Source organism: Methylophilus sp. TWE2 (assembly GCF_001183865.1).
Taxonomy (GTDB): Bacteria; Pseudomonadota; Gammaproteobacteria; order Burkholderiales; family Methylophilaceae; genus Methylophilus.
This window is the reverse complement of the sequence record NZ_CP012020.1, coordinates 17955-34724: the sequence shown is the minus strand read 5'-3', so window position 1 is coordinate 34724 and position 16770 is coordinate 17955. Positions and strand designations below refer to the sequence as shown.

Sequence of the window (16770 nt, the reverse complement as noted above, 5' to 3'; positions counted from 1 at the left end):
CTTGACCCATCGCTAAGGATTCTGCACCCATGCTACTTAATAAAATCTTAAAACTCGTTTGAGCCAAGATATTAACTTATTGGCATCAAACAAACACCCTCTGAAATTTGGATGTTGTCTTCGATTCGCCAGCCTCTTGAATAATGATTGTTATTTTTGCCCAGCTTGCTCATTTTTGGCTGAGGTTTGAAGCAGTCGGCACTCCGCAAACAACTCCGCCACCCACTCAATAAACGCCCGCACCTTCGATGATAAATGCCTGTTTTGCGGATAGAGCGCATTAATCGGCAAACTCCCTGCCCCATAATCACCCAGTACTTTTTCTAACTTACCTTCAGTTAAATAGCCTTGCACCATAAAGCTGGGCAGTTGGCAGATGCCTATGCCTGCCAGGGCAGCGGAGACAATGGCATCGCCATTATTAATGGCTAGTTTGCGTATGGTGGGGATTTCTTGCTCTGCGCCTTCGTGCTCAAGGATGAAGTTGCGTACTTTGCCGGTTTTGGATGAAAAAAAGTGCACAGCCTGGTGGCGTTGCAGGTCGTCTGGGATTTGTGGTGTGCCGTAAGTTTTTAAGTAGTCTGGCGAGGCGACCAGCATAAATTGCATAGTGCCTACCCGGCGGGCGACCAGGCTGGAATCTAACAAGTTGCCGATGCGGATGACGCAATCGACACCTTCTTCAAGCAGGTCAATCGGCCTGTCGTCGCAGCCGATTTCGAGTTGTATCTCGGGGTAGCGTTTAAAAAAGTCTGGCAGTGCCGGAATAATCACCAGCCGCCCCACGGGCGTGGGCACATCGACCCGCAAACGTCCTTTTGCGCTGGCCGTGGCCTGGTTGAGGGCGGCTTCGGTTTCTTCTAGCTCGTTGAGTAATCGAATCGCCCGCTCGTAATAGGCGGCGCCATCGGTGGTGACGCTGATGCGCCGGGTGGTGCGGTGCAGCAGTTTGACGCGCAAGCGTTTTTCCAAGGCCAACACTTGGGCCGAGACGGTAGTTTTGGGCAAATTGAGCGACATGGCGGCTTTGGTAAAGCTCTCTAGCTCTACCACTCTTGTGAACGCCAGCATGGTGTCGAAGCGGTCCATAACTTTGTTTGTTTAGATTGATTGTCCAATAAATTAGCACAGTGATTACATATTTAGGTGATTTATCTGTGTTTTTTATTTATTTATAGTGATCACCAGTTTCAAACAACTTCATGACTTTTTATTTAGGAGATTTATTATGAGCAAGAAACTTGAAGGTAAAGTCGCCGTTGTGACTGGTGCATCTAAAGGCATTGGTGCTGAAATCGCCAGACGTTTTGCCCGTGATGGCGCAGCGGTGGTGGTGAATTATTTATCGAGCAAAGCCGGGGCAGAGAAAGTGGTGGCTGAGATCACAGCGGCGGGTGGCAAGGCCGTGGCGGTGGGTGGCAATGTGAGTGAAGTGGCAGACGCACAGGCGATTATTGAAGCGGCGATTAGCACCTATGGCAAGCTGGATATTTTGGTGAATAACTCCGGCATTTATGAATTCGGCAGCATTGAAGAAATCACCCCTGAACACTTTCACAAACAATTCAATATCAACGTGCTGGGTTTGTTGTTGACCACCCAGGCGGCGGTGAAATATTTGCCTGAAGGCGGCAGCATTATCAACATTGGCTCTGTGGTGAGCCGCTTAACGCCTCCGGGTGCGGCGGTGTATACCGCAACCAAAGGCGCAGTGGATGCCATCACTGGTTCATTATCTAAAGAACTGGGCCCACGCAAGATTCGCGTGAATGCCTTGAACCCTGGCCTGGTTGCCACGGAAGGCACACAGACGGCGGGGGTGATTGGCTCTGAAATGGAGAGTGGCTATGTGGCTCAGACTCCACTGGGCCGTACCGGTCAACCGAACGATATTGCCTCAGTCGCGGCTTTCCTGGCCTCACAAGATTCATACTGGCTGACTGGCGAGCAATTGCTGGTGGGCGGTGGCTTGCGTTAATGAAGTGAGAATAAAATGATCAACCTCTACACATGGGCAACACCCAATGGCCGAAAAATCTCCATCATGCTCGAAGAGTTGGGGCTGGACTATGCGGTGAGCCCGGTTGATCTGGGCAAGCAGGAGCAGTTTTCAGCCCATTTCAGCGCGATTTCACCTAACCATAAGATCCCGGCCATTATTGACACTGAGCCAGACCAGGAGCCGGTGGTGATTTTTGAGAGCGGTGCGATTTTGACTTACCTGGCCGAAAAATATGGCCAGTTTTTAGCGCCACACGGCCAGGCCCGTTACACTGCGTTTGAATGGTTGCATTGGCAAACCAGCGGGCTGGGCCCTATGCTGGGCCAGCTGGGGTTTTTTGCGGTGCGCAGCCAGGAGAAAGCACCATTAGCCATTGCCCGCTTTACCGAAGAAGCAGACCGCTTACTCACGGTGATGGACAAGCAGTTGCAGGCCAACACTTACCTGGCGGGTGACGAATATTCGATTGCGGATATTGCTTGCTATGCGTGGACGCTGGCGGCGACCACCTACCTGAAAGAGGTGTTGAAAGACTCACTGGCGACCAAGCCTGCCATGCAACGCTGGTTAAACATGGTGGGTGAGCGGCCAGCCGTGCAGCGCGGCATGCAAATACCCAGGCTGGATTAAGCGAATAAGCAAAAAACCATGCGGACCACTTCATTTCAATCGACGGTGACAGCAGAGCCAGTGGCGCTGCAGGTGTTTGGCGTACCCGCTCAACACAAACTGCCCATCATGTTGTTTTTTCATGGCGCGTTGTTTAACTGCGGCAACATAGAGACTGCGCATGCGGTGGCCAATGCGCTGTCTGAACAGGCGGTGGTGGTTTGTGTGGACTATCCTCTCGCGCCCAGGCTGCATTTTCCGGACACGATAGAAGTGGCTTACCAGGCGCTGGCCTGGATCAGCCAGCAGGCGGCATCCCTCGGTGGCGATGCGGGTCGGGTATTTGTGGCTGGTGAACAGGCAGGTGGAAACCTGGCGGCAGTGGTGGCAATGTTGTTCAGGGACCGCGGGTTGAGCGGTAAACAACGTGCCGAGTTACGCGGTCAAATCCTCATTAACCCCATGCTGGATGCCTCGCAGAGCTCGCATTCTATGCAAATGACGGTGGATAGCCCGTGCCGCCGGGCCTGGGCTGAATATATCCAGGTCGCCAGCAATGCTGTGCACCCTTATGCTTCGCCCGTACACTCATGTCGGCTGGCCGGGCTAGCGCCGGCCACAGTCATCACCACCGAATCCAACCCTCTCAAGGACGAAGCTGAAGCGTATGCTGCGAAACTGTTGCTGGCGGGTGTGCCGGTACAGGTACGGCGTTTGGGTGATAGTGAGTACGCTCTCACCAGCGCGCAACATCCGTGTTTTCAAACACTGGTGCAGTTAATGAGGCATGTCTTAATGGATGAATAGTGGATGCATTTGTCTGCTGTTTAAACAAGCTACAGCTCTATGCAGACAACCCCTTAATTTGGGCAAGGCATGCCAGCATCTACCCATTGTTTAACCGCAGCGACGGTCTGCTCTTTGGTGAGGGGTGGCACCGTACGATTACCGCCTGGATTCCATCCCCAGGCAACCAGCTTATCGTCAGCAAAATGAGAGATGAGTTTTTGTCCATCCTTGCCGCCATTACGCTTGGGGTCTTTGAGGACCATGCATAACTCTCTGGGCGATAGGTCTATAAACACCATTTTGTTTTCCGGGGACGGCAGCTGCCAATGCGGTGCACCTGGCGGGGCGTGGTCACCCATGATGGGTGGCGAATTTTTCTGCTGGTGGCAAGAAGTGCACTCCATGGCGGGCATGCCTATGCCGGCACGGCCACGCTTTACCAGCATGGCATGTGGTTTGCCTTCGTCGAACTGCAATGGCTGGTCACCAGGGATATGGCAGTTTTGGCAACGTGGGTGTTGCAACACGGAGCGGATGGGTTCAAACAACTGCTGCGGTTCTGCAGCGAGCGCAAGGCCAGCCTGCCAACTTATTAGGGCGATCAGCGAATATTTCATTTGCTTAAGATATTTCATGCTGTCACCTCCTGCTGATTTGATACCTGGTTGAGTGAACAGCTCACATTATGTGAACGAGAGCTCACCCCAGATAGAGGTATCTTTGGCGACCACAGGCTCATCAAAATCATTTTGATGGGTGCGAACGATTTCACCTTCTACAGACATGGTTAATTCAAATTTACTGACCGCTGGCAAGGTGCGGAACGGGCCTGAAGGGTCGAATGAGCGGTAATTGAGGCTGATGAACGTGGCGGGGGCGATAAACAGATCAAACCGTTGTGCGTAAGCAAAAGCCGTAGAGACATCACGTTGGGTGAAGCCAAAGGCCAACGCGTCACGGCTGACGGTAGACCAATGTTGCTCGGTACACGCCAAGTCTATGGAAAACCTTAATACATCAAAAATCTGATCTGCATATTCATTTGGAGGCAACATGGAAGGCAACCTGTGATTCACGTGATTGTTGAAGGGTTAATTAAGCGTTAAGGCAGTGTAGGAGGAATAAGCCACCGGCAACACGGGTAAAACTCTGATTTTCTTGTCAGATTCATCCGGCAAACGGCTATCAATCATGCGCACATGGCGCTATGCCAATACTCGACCTGCCCGCAGCGATATGTTACTTTCTGCTTCAAACAGGGCGCTGGCTTCAGCCTCAACAAGCCAGTCGGCAGAAAACACCTCCGTTCTCATTAAAAGGCATCCATGAATCACTCCGACTTTCTTGTACAGGCAGCCATCTACCTTGCTTCCGCCATTATTCTGGTACCCATCTTTAAAAGACTGGGCCTGGGATCGGTGCTGGGTTATTTGATTGCAGGGATCCTGATTGGCCCTTTTGCGTTAAAACTGATTGCTGACCCCGAACATGTGTTGCACTTTGCCGAGTTTGGCGTGGTGCTGATGCTGTTCCTCATTGGCCTGGAACTGGAATCGCAAAAGGTATGGGAGCTACGCAAGCTTTTGTTTGGCCTGGGTGGCATGCAGGTCACCGTCACGATTGCTCTGGTCACCGTCATCGCTCATCTATTGCATTTTTCATGGCCTGAAGCGCTGATTGTTGGCATGGGGGTGGCCATGTCTTCTACAGCCATTGGCCTGACGGCGCTGATTGAAAAAAAGCAATTACACACACAAGGCGGCCAGGCGGCATTTGCTACCTTGCTGTTCCAGGATTTGTCCGTGATTCCGCTATTTATGGTGCTGGCGTTTATTGCGCCGCATAAAACCGCCTCCGGATTTGATCTGTGGGCGTTCACGCAGTCCATCGCGGTGATTGCAGCCATTGTGCTGGCGAGCAAAACCGTGTTGCGGCCGATTATGCGCATGGTGGCACAAACGGGGATGCGTGAAGTGTTTGTCGCTTTTTCGCTCTTGCTGGTGATTGGCGTTTCGCTGGCCATGGCCTCCGTCGGCTTGTCGATGGCATTGGGTACTTTTCTGGCTGGCGTGCTGCTGGCCGACTCTGAATACCGCTATGAGCTTAGGCTGGACATTGAGCCAGTGAAAGGTTTGTTGTTGGGCTTGTTCTTTATTTCGGTGGGGATGACGGTCGACCTGGCACTGGTGGCCAGCCAACCCATGCTGATTTTTGGCTTTGCACTGCTGATTGTTGCCACCAAGGTTGGGATACTCATGGGATTGGGGCAATTGTTTAAATACCCGCTGCGCGACAAACTTTTGTTTGGTGCCGCCATTTCTCAGATTGGCGAATTTGCGTTTGTGATTTTTGGCGTGGCCTTGACGCAGGACTCTCTATCGCGTGAAACCTATAATATCCTCAATGCCATTGTTGCCGTCTCCATGCTGGTCACCCCCATCCTGCTATTACTGTATGACCGGTTCTTGAATTTACAATGTGGAGAGCGCCCCCAAGACGCGATCCCGGAAAACAACAGTGTCATCATTGCGGGCTTTGGACGCTTTGGGCAAATTGTGGGCCGGGTGTTGACCGCCAAAGGCATTACGCCCACCCTGATTGATAATGACCCTAACCAGGTCGACTTGACCCGCCAGTTTGGCTGGCGTTGTTATTACGGGGATGCCTCCCGGCTGGATGTACTGGAAGAAGCCGGGATTGCCGAAGCGAAATTACTGGTGATTGCTGTCAATGATGCGACGGCCACGTTGGAGATGGCTAAACTGGTGAAGGAGCGCTGGCCACAGGTGAAAATTGTGGTGAGGGCAAGGAGCCGAACCGATGCCTTTGATTTACGTGAGCTGGATTTGCATCCGATACGTGAAACCTTTTATTCTTCACTGGAAGCCGCCAAACAGTCCTTGATCATCATAGGCGAAACCGCCGCAGCGGCTGGCAGGATCATCAAGCAATTTGAAAAGCATGATATGGAGCAGCTGGAGGCCACCCTGAAAATCAGGCATGACCGCAAGGCGTTATCCAGCCAAATGGAGCAAGGACGGCAGGATTTGAAAACCTTGCTGGAAATGGAAAGTACGTCTTCTGAGACATAAAGATATTCCTACAAATTATCGCGCATTTGCCCTATAAATTTATCCATTTTTTGCCGTTAATCTATTTACAGACAGCGTCGAACACCACACCCATGCGCGTTTAAGTGCTGGGTGAATGATGCTGGAAAGAGGTGGCTTCTGCGGAAGCCACGCTTTATGTTAAGAGACTGACTAAGGCAATATTCATGAAAATAGAATTCAAAAAATCAGAACCGCACGCCAATCTGGATGTTGTCACGATCAATGAAGCCATCGTCGGTGAGTTTATTACCGACGTGAGTACTCAATCCTTTTTGTTTGTGCCTGCCAAAGGTGACCGCATACTGCTTTCCCGTGTGACTTACGATGAGGCATGCAAACTGTTGCGTGATGAACTCTCGCAGCTGTATGCGCATCGTTGCGCGATGGCTGCTTAACCTTTTTCAAGCGCCCGTTGCATGGCCGCTTTTGCGGCCAGAGCCAGGTCTTTCACCAGCTGTTCGGACCGCAACTGTTTTGTTGCCTGATCTCGTATGCTCAAGATCAATGCAGGATGGATGGTCACTACCAGCTGCCTATCATCCGGCAGCGTTAACAGCTTGCCGCCATGCGCTTCACTCTCCATCCCCTTGCCAGTAAGCGCACGCGCCGCAATCGGTCCGAAAGCAACGATGACTGATGGTTGTACAACCTCAATCTCGGCCCGCAACCAGGGTAAATAGGTCTGGATATCCCTATCCTCAAGCGCTAAAGGAATGCGTCGCCTCCCCTGTAGCTTGTATTTATAGTGTTTAAGGACATTGGTCGCGTAAACATCAGACCGCCCTATTCCTGCCGCATTGAGGGCTTGATCAAGCAATGTGCCAGCCTGGCCGGTAAACGGCTGGCCAGCCAGGTCATCCTGCTCTTGCGGTTGTTCGCCTAGCAACAGGATGGTGGCGGGTGCAACACCCTGACCCAATACCGCTTGCGTGGCATGACCTGAGAGCGGAAAGTCTGCAGAGGACAGCATCGTGTCGTTGAGTTCACGCAAAGCCGTCATCACATCTCCAGCGTCTGCAGGCAGTCGCCTGCTCTCCTCTTTCGTCACATATTTCACAATTTTGCGCTGAGGCTCAGTGGGCGGTGCAACGATCATGCCATGCATGCGTGGCGAGGAATCTGCAATCAACTCGGCAATCAGCGGTGCTTCGGGTAGGTTGCGCCAGTATTTTTTAGGCATCTGCGCCAGCATGGCCGATACCTTGAGCCTTGCCGGGTTGAAAATGCTACGGTAATAAGACCGCCATAATTCTTCACCTGCATCCTCGGACGGTGCCTCAGACTTGCTGGCACCCGCGGTGTAATTCAGCGTGTGGCCATCCCAGTGCATGCAGATTTCCGGCGTTAGGATGGACCAGCGCATATTGGTAAAACGCCCGGTGAAAAAGGGTGCGGAGGCTTCCACAATATGATGGCTGGGCTCAAACCAGGCAACAAACTCGGATTCGCCATTTTCCATCTCAATCTCTCTAAAGCGCACGAATGCTTTCATTTTGTGCAGATCGCGACGGACGGCTTTAACCATGGCTTGCGCCTTTGCCACATCGGGATCCACTGACAGCTGTAGCAGTTTGGGTTGCGCTTTTAAACGCCATAGCAGGCGGTAGAGTAAGGTAAACCGCGATGGGTCGCTATGCAGGATGACCTGGCGGCAAAGCTCGATAAACTCGCGTGGGACTTTGAATTGAGTGGTTGGACGTTGATTCGCCCGCTGGCTTGGAATTAGCTCATCTTCCGGCAGATCAAATAATCCATACGTTTGCTGTCCGACTCGCCACTGGATATGCTCAGGCGCGATCTCTTGCAACAGCAAAGTGCGGGCGGCATTGCGCCAGCCTTCAATATCAGTGTCACTGGCCAGGCGGACGGTCTGCATACAAGAATGACACGACAAAGACGTATGAGTGGTTAAAACAGGGCAAACTGTTGCGATGGCACAGGCTGCTGCAGGCGTTGTTTGAGGTGGTTATCGTCGAGGCTGCGCCCGGGATGGTAATCCGGCAGCACGACGAACGGTAACACCTTTTTCAGAGACAGCCGCAAGCGAGTCAGGTCGTCATAACGTATAGCGCGTACTTTGCGCGCAGCTAAAATGCGTGCGACGCTGGTGACACCCAGCCCGGGCACACGCAACAGCATGGCTTTGGGTGCGCGGTTGAGATCAACCGGAAACTGTTCGCGGTGTTGCAGCGCCCAGGCTGTCTTAGGGTCTACATCCAGGTCCAGCATGCCATCCTGGCCGGTGATGATTTCTTCGGCATCAAAACCGTAAAAGCGCAACAGCCAGTCTGCCTGGTATAAACGGTGCTCGCGCACCAGCGGCGGTGCCTTGAGCGGCAACATGTTGCTGGCATCCGGTATCGGGCTGAAAGCAGAATAATAGACACGCCGCAAGCGGAAAGCACCATACAGGTTAGCGCTGGTATCCAGGATGGCCCGGTCATCCGTGCTATCTGCACCGACGATCATCTGCGTACTCTGCCCGCCTGGAGAAAACCGTGGTGGCCGTTTGCCAGTCAGTGTCTTCTCCTTGCTTTCTTCTATCTTGAGTCGTAATTGCCCCATGGAACGGCGGATAGCCTTGCCATCTTTTTCTGGCGCCAGCGACTGCAGACTGGCAATGGTTGGCAGTTCAACATTGATACTCAGGCGGTCGGCATACAACCCTGCGCGTACCATGAGTTCCGGGCTGGCATCGGGAATGGTCTTGAGATGAATGTAGCCACGAAAATCATGCACTTCTCGCAGTACGCGTGCCACTTCTACCACTTGCTCCATGGTGTAGTCGGGGTTGCGGATAATGCCTGAACTCAGGAATAGCCCTTCAATATAATTGCGGCGATAGAAGCTCAAGGTAAGGTTAACCACCTCATCCACACTGAACCGCGCACGCGGCACATTGCTACTGACCCGGTTGACGCAATAGACACAGTCATACACGCAGAAATTAGTCAGCAATATTTTCAGCAGGGAAATACAGCGTCCGTCTGGGGCGTAGCTATGGCATATGCCCATACCCGTGGTAGAGCCTATCCCCTTACCATTGGTGGAAGTGCGTTTGTCTGTGCCGCTCGATGCGCATGAGGCATCGTATTTTGCGGCATCTGCCAGGATTTCGAGTTTTTGCTTGAGCTCCATGTGAATGATTTGAACGAAACAAGAAAAATTAAATTCAAAAAATAATAGAAATCTTTATATTATTTCTGTTACGATAATAACATTATTTTTGTTACAGAAATAAAATGAGCGAAGAAATAAAAAAAGAACGTATCCGGCAACCTGGTGGCGGGCGCAAATCCGGAACCGGTTTGTACAAAGAAGACACGAGCGTGATCCGCGTCCCTAATAGCCAAAAACCTGTCATTACAAGTTTTCTGGAGGCCTATGCCAAGAAGCAGCGCCTTAGTGAGCTGAAAGACAACCTGGATAGCGTGGAAGAGTTTACCCAGCTATCGGATGATCTGGAAAACCTGAGCTTGCCGCTGTTTGAATCAAAAGTACCCGCTGGCTTGCCCTCCCCCGCTGATGATCATGTTGAATCACGTATGGACCCCAATGAATACCTGATCAATAAAGCCGACAAAACCTTTTTTGTCACCATTCAGGGGGAATCCATGATTGAGGTTGGGCTGATGCCGGGCGACAAAGCGGTGGTGGAAAAAGACAAAGTCCCTGCCGTTGGCGATATTGTGCTGGCCATGATTGATGGTGAGTTCACGGTCAAAACCCTGGCTAAGCAAAAAGATGGCATGCCCAAATTGTTACCCGCCAACTCCTCAGGAAGATATTCGCCCATCCTAATCTCAAAGCAGATGCAGTTTGAAATTTGGGGCGTCGTTACCGGTTCATTTAGAAAGTTTTAATCATGGCACGTCAAAACACACCTTCTACACACTGGACGGATGGCATTTGCAGGGCGAATGGCATCAATATTCATTATCTTAGAACGGGTGGTAATAAACCCACCCTCATTGCCTTGCATGGCTTGGCTGGAAATGGTGCCTGCTGGTCACCCATGGCAAGAGCGCTTGAACAACACTATGACATCATCATGCCAGATGCGCGGGGGCATGGGCTTTCCAGTGCACCATTACAAGGATATACCTACCAGGAGCATGCCAATGATGTCATCGAACTAATGAGAACCCTGGGCATTAAATCGCCCTACTTGCTTGGTCACTCAATGGGTGGCATGACGGCCACGGTGGTCGCCAACCGCTTGGGCAGCGCTGTCAGTGGCCTCATCGTGGCGGACCCTACCTTTATCAGTCCTGAATGGCAAAATGAGGTTTACAAGCACGCAGCGGTGGAGCAGCATCGACAAATGTTGAAATCCACCAAGGAAGCACTGTTTAAAGAAGCTAAAGCCAAACATCGCTATCGTGCCTCAGTGATTATTGAACACCTGATTGAAGCCAGGCTGCAAACCAGTGTGAATGCCTTTGACGTGCTCATTCCTCCAAATCCCGAATTTGATGAGCTGATTCGAAACATTTATATCCCGACTTTGTTGGTATTAGGTAGCGAAGGGATGGTGTCTGCTGAGACTGCACGCCAGTTGCATACCCTTAACCCTGATCTGGAATACAAAATGATCCCTGATGTTGGGCATGGACTGCCTTATGATGAGCCAGCACGCCTGGCAATGACAGTGGATGCATTCTTGAAACGGAAATCCGCGGTGAATCAGCATGAAAAAAGTAGATTAAGTTCACGCTCTTCGCCCTATCAAATAACTGGGCTGAGTTTTTAATAAGCACAACATAGCGATGGGAGAAAGCATGCAAGCAGAAGAACTGGAGTATGTGGGATTTTGGCCTCGCGTAGGCGCAGCGATCATCGATACGATATTGATTCTGATGATCATAGGGCCACTGCTGACAGCGTTCTATGGCGAGGAATATTGGTCAAACGAAGGGCTGACAGGACCAATGGATGTGTTGCTCTCCTATCTTTTTCCGGCAGTGGCCACTATTGTGTTTTGGGTGACCAGACAGGCCACACCGGGAAAGATGGCGATATCCGCAAAAGTAGTGGATGCAAGCACTGGCCACCCCATGACTACCAGTCAATCTATCGGCAGGTATTTTGCCTATTTTGTTGCAATGCTCCCCCTTATGCTTGGCATCCTCTGGGTGGCATTTGATAGACGCAAACAAGGCTGGCATGACAAACTTGCAGGAACCGTAGTGGTCAGGAATAAAAAGCATTCTGGCACGCCCGTTGTTTTTTGAAAACCAGTCATAATTAAAATGAGCGAAACAAAAAAGCCCCGGGTTTCCGGGGCTTTTTTATTTTAAGAACCGATACCTAAATCATTGTAGGTTCTCAAAATAAGTGAAAACTCACACCTAATGAAATCAACAACATTTCAAATTAAGTGCGTGATCCTATTCTGGAAACAAAAATATTAAGTGAAAAAATCCTACTAAAATGCAGTATTAATGAAACTTCACTACCCTATTGTTGAGAAACCTCTGTAACGAACCTTAGATGCTTTTGCAACTGCAGGAGGAATCAAGAACATGCTTTCCTGGGTTCGAATGCCATCTTTGACTAATTGGCGTGATTTAGCCTGCCCTTCGCGTTTAATGCGAAGGATTTCTGCCTCACTAAGTTTTACTGTCTGAACGGTTTTCATAGTTGTAATAATACAGCGTAATAGAAAGTCTCATAACCTTGATACTCAAGCTTCATTTACACAGTTCAATTTATTGCTACCCAAAGTCTCTTTTATTCTTTTTGCAGCAAGAATGCCTAGTCTATGTTTTACTATCCAATAAATAAAGCCCAACGCAATTAAAAAGATGTATCCAGAAAAAATCCTTTGCGTCCGAACTGTTTTTTGCAGGTAATCTGCTAAGCCTTTATCTTTGAAGGACTCACATATTACGTTGCTTTCATCCTCCGTCAGTTCTGCTACTAAGCGCACACCCTTCTTTGAAACATCACATTGCGTGGCTTTTAACGTCCAATTGCCTCGAAGTCCACGGGCTTCATTTTGATCTAGGAAAAACCAAACTCCTGACTCTTTAAACTGCAATAACGCAGACTTTGATCCCATAGCAAAACTACTTAATTCCATAAGAGATATACAAAATATCAGGGCTACAAAAGTCCATCTGGTATCACTTTTTTCTGGACTTTGAACATCCAGCGTTTTGATATCAATCCATTTTTTTGCACGCCTAACATCGACATAATCTAATTTATGCTGCTCTATCCATTCAATTACTTGATGCATTTTTTCAATGGATTGCACTTTAAGGCCATATACAAAATTAAATAGCTCAATATCTTTCATTTGCTTATTGAACTTTAATAACTTGGGATCGGTTATTTCCCCTTTTCCAACAATAAGCCTCCAGACTCTTTCTAATATGCTTAATATCGTTCCTGCTCGATACCAAGCCATTAAAAAGAAAAAGGCAGCTGTAAGTGCCACAATTAAAAACGGATATGGATTATTTAATGTTCTAGCTAATGACGCCATTTACTGAAACCTTTCTTTAAATTGCTTTTTGATTGTTATTTAATCGTTACACCAAATTATTCGGCCACGTTTTACAAAAAAATGACTTTTGCATCTAACTTTACGGTGTACTGAAGGGTGTAGACTCGCCATACCATCTTTTTCTTGGGTTACATCCCATCTTGGTCGCCCTGTTGGATCTGTGGCTAATTGGATCAGATCACCACAGCCACATGGACAAATCATTGCTGCCATCCAATGTGTATCAGCATCGCCAATCACATATACTTTCTGTGGCTTAGGCGTTTCCGGTAATTCATCCAACAGTACAAGTCGATATAAAGGGGATTGGCCAAAAAGTGTAAGCAGCCACCCCCAAATTGCACGTAGATAGCTTTTCATCATGCTAGGCCTAATATTCCTAATAATGGTTTTTGATCACCCTTAGCGAGATATCTTGCAAACACTGGGCAGGGATTATTTTCTTCGATATCCAAGCTTGCTGCCGGATCACTAATGACTATTCTGCGTTGAGCATAGTAACGGTTTGGCTCAATGCGATAAGGATGAACTCTTGCCAAAAACTCATTGAATGCTGTCGAAGCGATCTGCATGTTGACTGATATCACGGCAGGCTGATCAACACGCACCCCTTTGATATAACCTTCATCTAATCTTTCAGCATATTGCTCTGGTGCATGTCGTTTCATTGAGGCGGCCTCCAAATCCTGCATGGAATAAACACCCCTGCTAAGTAAGCTTGAACCACCTGGCTTGATGTAGTGCACAGCACCATTGATTGCATCAATGCCCCCTTTACCATCTGCGTCAATTCGCACTCCCATATCTATAAATGGGATTAAGTAATAACTGGCTAATTTATTCAGTAGATGACGGCCATCCACGGAATCCATACATCCAAATATGACATCACATTGCGACAGCGCATGAATTACTTCCGCACTCTGCAAATCTGCTTTATAGGGAATAACCTCTGTTCCCAGACCTATTTTCTCGGCTGTTTCCTTAACCAAGCAAACTTTGCTTTTTTTACTTTGAACATCAGCATCGGTGCTATTCAATATTCTGTTTAAATTCTTAGATCCAACCACTTTTGGATCAATTGCGACCAAGGTGCCTATGTCGTTCCGGAGCAACTGCTCCACTATGATGCTACCCGTTCCAGAGCAGCCAACCACTCCAGCTCTTAACTCTCGGAACATTCGGTAGGTTCCTTCACCAAAAGTTTGCACTACACGCGTTGCATGCTCAGGGGTATCTTCAGCACCATCCTGATCAAAGTAGTACTGAACATCATCGCCAACGACTCTTATTAATCGTAACGAGTTTCCAATTCCACTGCTTGTAATAGCCCGCCCAAACAGCTCACCATTAGGCAATATAATGACGCTCGCCTGAGGCGAATCAGTATCCAGCCATCCATAAACTGATTCAAACAGCATGACATCGGATTCGTCATCAGTATCAGAGAACTGACGGAATCCACCTGGATGACTGTGAAATTTAACAATAGAGAGATTTAGCTTCATGGCTTTGGCAAGCAGCTCTTCTAAAACCTCTGGTCGCCAAGTCACTCTGTCTTGTTCTCGAACCGTGCAAGATGCATAGGGAATAGGAAAAATCTCTTGCACAAGCAATGTTGAGAAACCTTTATGGTAGGAGCGGCCACAAAGTCCAATTGCAACCGCCTCTTTGCCATCGCCCGGGTAAAGATGGTTTTTTAATTGCTCGTGATGTTGAGCCGTTAAGGCCAACGATACCTGGTCGTGAGTCATCATTTCGTCAGCTCCTGCTCGAGCCAGTCACTGACTAATGTCATATGTGTGCGTAGATTGTCTTCACCGATACGCCATTTACTAGACTCATTTCTATGTCGAGACCAACGTTGCCATGTCTGCCCATCTGCGACTGCTTCACTCAAGGCACCTATTGGTTTTTGATCTTTTCGAGCCAAATTTGGCAAAAAGTAAGCCATATCGATTTGTACATCTGGATAATTCGGCGGCAGATAAACAAAAACATCGACCTTATCAACGTTGTAGCCAACAGGTACCGGAAATCCATGGATTACCAAGCGGCGCGTCTGAACGTCATCTTGAACCGTTTCCCATGGCAGCCCCAAAGATTCAAGATACTCCAGATCCTCTTGTAACAATTCAAACTGTGTTCGCATTGTCGGTGCCTCACCCTCTGTGACCTCATTAGGAATCGTCATGAATCGTTCAACGCCAGGCACAGTCAAATCGACAATGTCATCAAGCCCAATTCGAATTACCTGACCTTTAATTTTCTGCTGCAGAATAAAATTCTGAGGATTTTTACCTGCCAAGGTGAGGATTTCACGGCCCGTAATTGTTTCTTGCGAGACTGTGATTTCAGTTTTGTCCACACGGAACTTGTAGTGTTTCTCTTTTGGGACTGGTTTGTCGGCTTTGGCGTATTCAGCCAGATCAATCACTTCTTTTTCGTTGCTCATTTCTTTTCCTTTCGTATACCTTTAAATGGTTTTGTGTCTGACGTTTTAATTTCCATAAAACGTCCCGTCTCAGTATCACGCTTCACCCAATGCCCTGATGGAGTTTGCATTTGAGAGCGGCCCCTAACTGCGCCGATACGACGCCCATAACCTTTTGGCCTGTTTTTTGCCATTTCTATTACCTTTCTGCTCATCATTGAGCTTGACGATTGATGGTTTCTGCAACATACTTCCGTCTCACATGTAAGACGATTGCATTTTGCACAGCATCGTATTACATGTCAAACACTTTTTGTATTACTTATGAGACGGAGTGCCAAAAATGAATATTGAGCTGCTAGCAGAGAACATCCTGCGAAAGCGAAGTATCAAGGGAGTCAGAGAAGCTGCAAAAGAAATAGGTGTAAGCTCAGCAACACTTTCAAGAGTTGAAAATAAGAAGGTTCCAGACCTCGATACTTTCAGTAAAATTTGCGCTTGGTTAGGTGAAGACCCTTCTATCTATTTAGGTCTTACGGAAATCAAACCCACCCCTCGAGTCAGAGTTCACTTCAAGAAAGAAAGCGCGATTACTCCAGCAAGCGCAAAAGCTTTAAGCGAAATGATTCTTTTGGCTCAAAAAGCAATACTGACTGATAATAATATTGAAGGATAAAACTTGTTTAAGAGGGGCTTCAAATCTTGGTGCGAACGCTTTGCAACTGATAAACGTCAGGAGCTTGGTTTAAGCTCATCCGACCCATTGGATGCGAGACTTCTTGCCGAAAATTTAGGGATTAAAGTTTGGACCCCTCATGATGTTCCTGGATTAACTCAGGAACACCTTAATATCTTGCTGCATAACGATGGGAAAACTGCCAGCGATTGGTCCGCTGTGACTCTTATTGTTGAAGACATTAAGCTCGTTATTCTCAACTCATCCCACTCTCTCGGAAGACAATCTAGCGATTTAATGCATGAGTTATCTCATTTAATTCTGGATCATCAAAGTCAGGAAATGAATGCATCATCTGAAGGGGTATTGATGCTTTCAGCATATGAGAAAGATCAAGAAGATGAGGCGGATTGGCTTAGCGGATGCCTCTTATTGCCAAGAGAGGCTCTAGTCTCTATCATGAAACAAAGACTAGATTTGACAATAGCTGCCAGCGATTTCAGAGTAAGCATGAGTATGCTGAAATACCGTATGTCTATGACTGGAGTTGCTCGGCAATATACTTACTGAGATAAAGCTACCTCAATGGTTTGATTTGCTCTGAGAAGAAGAAATTAAATCTTAATATCTCAC

19 protein-coding genes are annotated in these 16770 nt (G+C 48.5%); 10 read left to right on the top strand and 9 right to left on the bottom strand.

What is annotated here, in order from left to right; translation table 11 throughout:
* Positions 1-150 precede the first annotated feature (150 nt).
* On the bottom strand, positions 151-1089 hold the full coding sequence (locus ACJ67_RS00175; protein ID WP_049637389.1) for a LysR family transcriptional regulator: 939 nt from the start codon (positions 1087-1089) through the stop codon (positions 151-153).
* 139 nt (positions 1090-1228) lie between these two features.
* On the opposite strand from ACJ67_RS00175, the gene ACJ67_RS00170 reads away from it, so the two are divergent.
* The 3 genes from ACJ67_RS00170 to ACJ67_RS00160 are packed head-to-tail and all read left to right on the top strand — an operon-like array spanning position 1229 to position 3418.
* Positions 1229-1978, top strand: a complete 750-nt coding sequence (locus ACJ67_RS00170) for a glucose 1-dehydrogenase (protein WP_049637388.1) — start codon at positions 1229-1231, stop codon at positions 1976-1978.
* Between the two features lie 15 nt (positions 1979-1993).
* Positions 1994-2632 (top strand): glutathione S-transferase N-terminal domain-containing protein, encoded by a 639-nt coding sequence (locus ACJ67_RS00165; protein WP_049637387.1) that lies wholly within the window; start codon positions 1994-1996, stop codon positions 2630-2632.
* A gap of 18 nt (positions 2633-2650) precedes the next feature.
* Positions 2651-3418, top strand: coding sequence for an alpha/beta hydrolase (locus ACJ67_RS00160; RefSeq protein WP_049637386.1), 768 nt, complete (start codon positions 2651-2653; stop codon positions 3416-3418).
* 53 nt (positions 3419-3471) lie between these two features.
* Here ACJ67_RS00160 and ACJ67_RS00155 read toward each other — a convergent pair whose 3' ends face one another.
* Entirely contained in the window at positions 3472-4035 is a 564-nt protein-coding gene (locus ACJ67_RS00155; protein WP_156171610.1) for a hypothetical protein, read from the bottom strand.
* A 48-nt stretch (positions 4036-4083) separates the two neighbouring features.
* Complete coding sequence (locus ACJ67_RS00150) at positions 4084-4455, bottom strand: hypothetical protein (protein ID WP_049637385.1); 372 nt, start codon at positions 4453-4455, stop codon at positions 4084-4086.
* A gap of 270 nt (positions 4456-4725) precedes the next feature.
* On the opposite strand from ACJ67_RS00150, the gene ACJ67_RS00145 reads away from it, so the two are divergent.
* Together ACJ67_RS00145 and ACJ67_RS00140 are read left to right on the top strand one after the other, a co-directional pair.
* A complete protein-coding gene (locus ACJ67_RS00145) occupies positions 4726-6492 on the top strand; it encodes a monovalent cation:proton antiporter-2 (CPA2) family protein (RefSeq protein WP_049637384.1) in 1767 nt (588 codons plus the stop codon).
* 185 nt (positions 6493-6677) lie between these two features.
* Entirely contained in the window at positions 6678-6908 is a 231-nt protein-coding gene (locus ACJ67_RS00140) for a hypothetical protein (protein ID WP_049637383.1), read from the top strand.
* Here the strand turns inward: ACJ67_RS00140 and ACJ67_RS00135 are convergent.
* Both ACJ67_RS00135 and ACJ67_RS00130 read right to left on the bottom strand, forming a co-directional pair.
* Positions 6905-8389, bottom strand: a complete 1485-nt coding sequence (locus ACJ67_RS00135) for a TIGR03915 family putative DNA repair protein (protein WP_049637382.1) — start codon at positions 8387-8389, stop codon at positions 6905-6907. The genes ACJ67_RS00140 and ACJ67_RS00135 overlap by 4 nt on opposite strands.
* 32 nt (positions 8390-8421) lie before the next feature.
* The gene (locus ACJ67_RS00130; protein WP_049637381.1) at positions 8422-9651 is read right to left on the bottom strand and encodes a putative DNA modification/repair radical SAM protein; all 1230 of its coding nucleotides are present in this window, start codon (positions 9649-9651) and stop codon (positions 8422-8424) included.
* Positions 9652-9755: 104 nt separating this feature from the next.
* Here ACJ67_RS00130 and ACJ67_RS00125 point away from each other — a divergent pair, with 104 nt between their 5' ends.
* The 3 genes from ACJ67_RS00125 to ACJ67_RS00115 are packed head-to-tail and all read left to right on the top strand — an operon-like array spanning position 9756 to position 11747.
* Positions 9756-10376 (top strand): LexA family transcriptional regulator, encoded by a 621-nt coding sequence (locus tag ACJ67_RS00125; RefSeq protein ID WP_049637380.1) that lies wholly within the window; start codon positions 9756-9758, stop codon positions 10374-10376.
* Between the two features lie 2 nt (positions 10377-10378).
* Positions 10379-11266 (top strand): alpha/beta fold hydrolase, encoded by an 888-nt coding sequence (locus tag ACJ67_RS00120; protein WP_049637379.1) that lies wholly within the window; start codon positions 10379-10381, stop codon positions 11264-11266.
* Between the two features lie 28 nt (positions 11267-11294).
* Positions 11295-11747 (top strand): RDD family protein, encoded by a 453-nt coding sequence (locus ACJ67_RS00115; protein WP_049637378.1) that lies wholly within the window; start codon positions 11295-11297, stop codon positions 11745-11747.
* A 452-nt stretch (positions 11748-12199) separates the two neighbouring features.
* Here the strand turns inward: ACJ67_RS00115 and ACJ67_RS00105 are convergent, their stop codons facing one another.
* The 4 genes from ACJ67_RS00105 to ACJ67_RS14540 form a co-directional block, all read right to left on the bottom strand.
* Complete coding sequence (locus tag ACJ67_RS00105) at positions 12200-13006, bottom strand: DUF6216 family protein (RefSeq protein WP_049637376.1); 807 nt, start codon at positions 13004-13006, stop codon at positions 12200-12202.
* Positions 13007-13045: 39 nt separating this feature from the next.
* Positions 13046-13231, bottom strand: coding sequence for a DUF6527 family protein (locus ACJ67_RS15205; protein WP_369799115.1), 186 nt, complete (start codon positions 13229-13231; stop codon positions 13046-13048).
* Between the two features lie 155 nt (positions 13232-13386).
* Positions 13387-14784, bottom strand: a complete 1398-nt coding sequence (locus tag ACJ67_RS00100; protein WP_049637375.1) for a ThiF family adenylyltransferase — start codon at positions 14782-14784, stop codon at positions 13387-13389.
* On the bottom strand, positions 14781-15482 hold the full coding sequence (locus ACJ67_RS14540) for a multiubiquitin domain-containing protein (RefSeq protein ID WP_082163870.1): 702 nt from the start codon (positions 15480-15482) through the stop codon (positions 14781-14783). Before ACJ67_RS14540 ends, ACJ67_RS00100 begins: the two co-directional genes overlap by 4 nt.
* A 322-nt stretch (positions 15483-15804) precedes the next feature.
* Between ACJ67_RS14540 and ACJ67_RS00085 the strand changes: the two genes are divergently transcribed.
* Positions 15805-16137, top strand: a complete 333-nt coding sequence (locus tag ACJ67_RS00085; RefSeq protein ID WP_049637373.1) for a helix-turn-helix transcriptional regulator — start codon at positions 15805-15807, stop codon at positions 16135-16137.
* A gap of 3 nt (positions 16138-16140) precedes the next feature.
* Positions 16141-16707 (top strand): ImmA/IrrE family metallo-endopeptidase, encoded by a 567-nt coding sequence (locus ACJ67_RS14895; protein WP_197080635.1) that lies wholly within the window; start codon positions 16141-16143, stop codon positions 16705-16707.
* Positions 16708-16770 lie beyond the last annotated feature (63 nt).

Bases quoted from the DNA above. Each gene is read 5' to 3' on its own strand.
- ACJ67_RS00175 (WP_049637389.1), bottom strand. From the start codon at position 1,089: ATGGACCGCTTCGACACCATGCTGGCGTTCACAAGAGTGGTAGAGCTA.
- ACJ67_RS00170 (WP_049637388.1), top strand. From the start codon at position 1,229: ATGAGCAAGAAACTTGAAGGTAAAGTCGCCGTTGTGACTGGTGCATCT.
- ACJ67_RS00165 (WP_049637387.1), top strand. From the start codon at position 1,994: ATGATCAACCTCTACACATGGGCAACACCCAATGGCCGAAAAATCTCC.
- ACJ67_RS00160 (WP_049637386.1), top strand. From the start codon at position 2,651: ATGCGGACCACTTCATTTCAATCGACGGTGACAGCAGAGCCAGTGGCG.
- ACJ67_RS00155 (WP_156171610.1), bottom strand. From the start codon at position 4,035: ATGAAATATCTTAAGCAAATGAAATATTCGCTGATCGCCCTAATAAGT.
- ACJ67_RS00150 (WP_049637385.1), bottom strand. From the start codon at position 4,455: ATGTTGCCTCCAAATGAATATGCAGATCAGATTTTTGATGTATTAAGG.
- ACJ67_RS00145 (WP_049637384.1), top strand. From the start codon at position 4,726: ATGAATCACTCCGACTTTCTTGTACAGGCAGCCATCTACCTTGCTTCC.
- ACJ67_RS00140 (WP_049637383.1), top strand. From the start codon at position 6,678: ATGAAAATAGAATTCAAAAAATCAGAACCGCACGCCAATCTGGATGTT.
- ACJ67_RS00135 (WP_049637382.1), bottom strand. From the start codon at position 8,389: ATGCAGACCGTCCGCCTGGCCAGTGACACTGATATTGAAGGCTGGCGC.
- ACJ67_RS00130 (WP_049637381.1), bottom strand. From the start codon at position 9,651: ATGGAGCTCAAGCAAAAACTCGAAATCCTGGCAGATGCCGCAAAATAC.
- ACJ67_RS00125 (WP_049637380.1), top strand. From the start codon at position 9,756: ATGAGCGAAGAAATAAAAAAAGAACGTATCCGGCAACCTGGTGGCGGG.
- ACJ67_RS00120 (WP_049637379.1), top strand. From the start codon at position 10,379: ATGGCACGTCAAAACACACCTTCTACACACTGGACGGATGGCATTTGC.
- ACJ67_RS00115 (WP_049637378.1), top strand. From the start codon at position 11,295: ATGCAAGCAGAAGAACTGGAGTATGTGGGATTTTGGCCTCGCGTAGGC.
- ACJ67_RS00105 (WP_049637376.1), bottom strand. From the start codon at position 13,006: ATGGCGTCATTAGCTAGAACATTAAATAATCCATATCCGTTTTTAATT.
- ACJ67_RS15205 (WP_369799115.1), bottom strand. From the start codon at position 13,231: ATGATTTGTCCATGTGGCTGTGGTGATCTGATCCAATTAGCCACAGAT.
- ACJ67_RS00100 (WP_049637375.1), bottom strand. From the start codon at position 14,784: ATGATGACTCACGACCAGGTATCGTTGGCCTTAACGGCTCAACATCAC.
- ACJ67_RS14540 (WP_082163870.1), bottom strand. From the start codon at position 15,482: ATGAGCAACGAAAAAGAAGTGATTGATCTGGCTGAATACGCCAAAGCC.
- ACJ67_RS00085 (WP_049637373.1), top strand. From the start codon at position 15,805: ATGAATATTGAGCTGCTAGCAGAGAACATCCTGCGAAAGCGAAGTATC.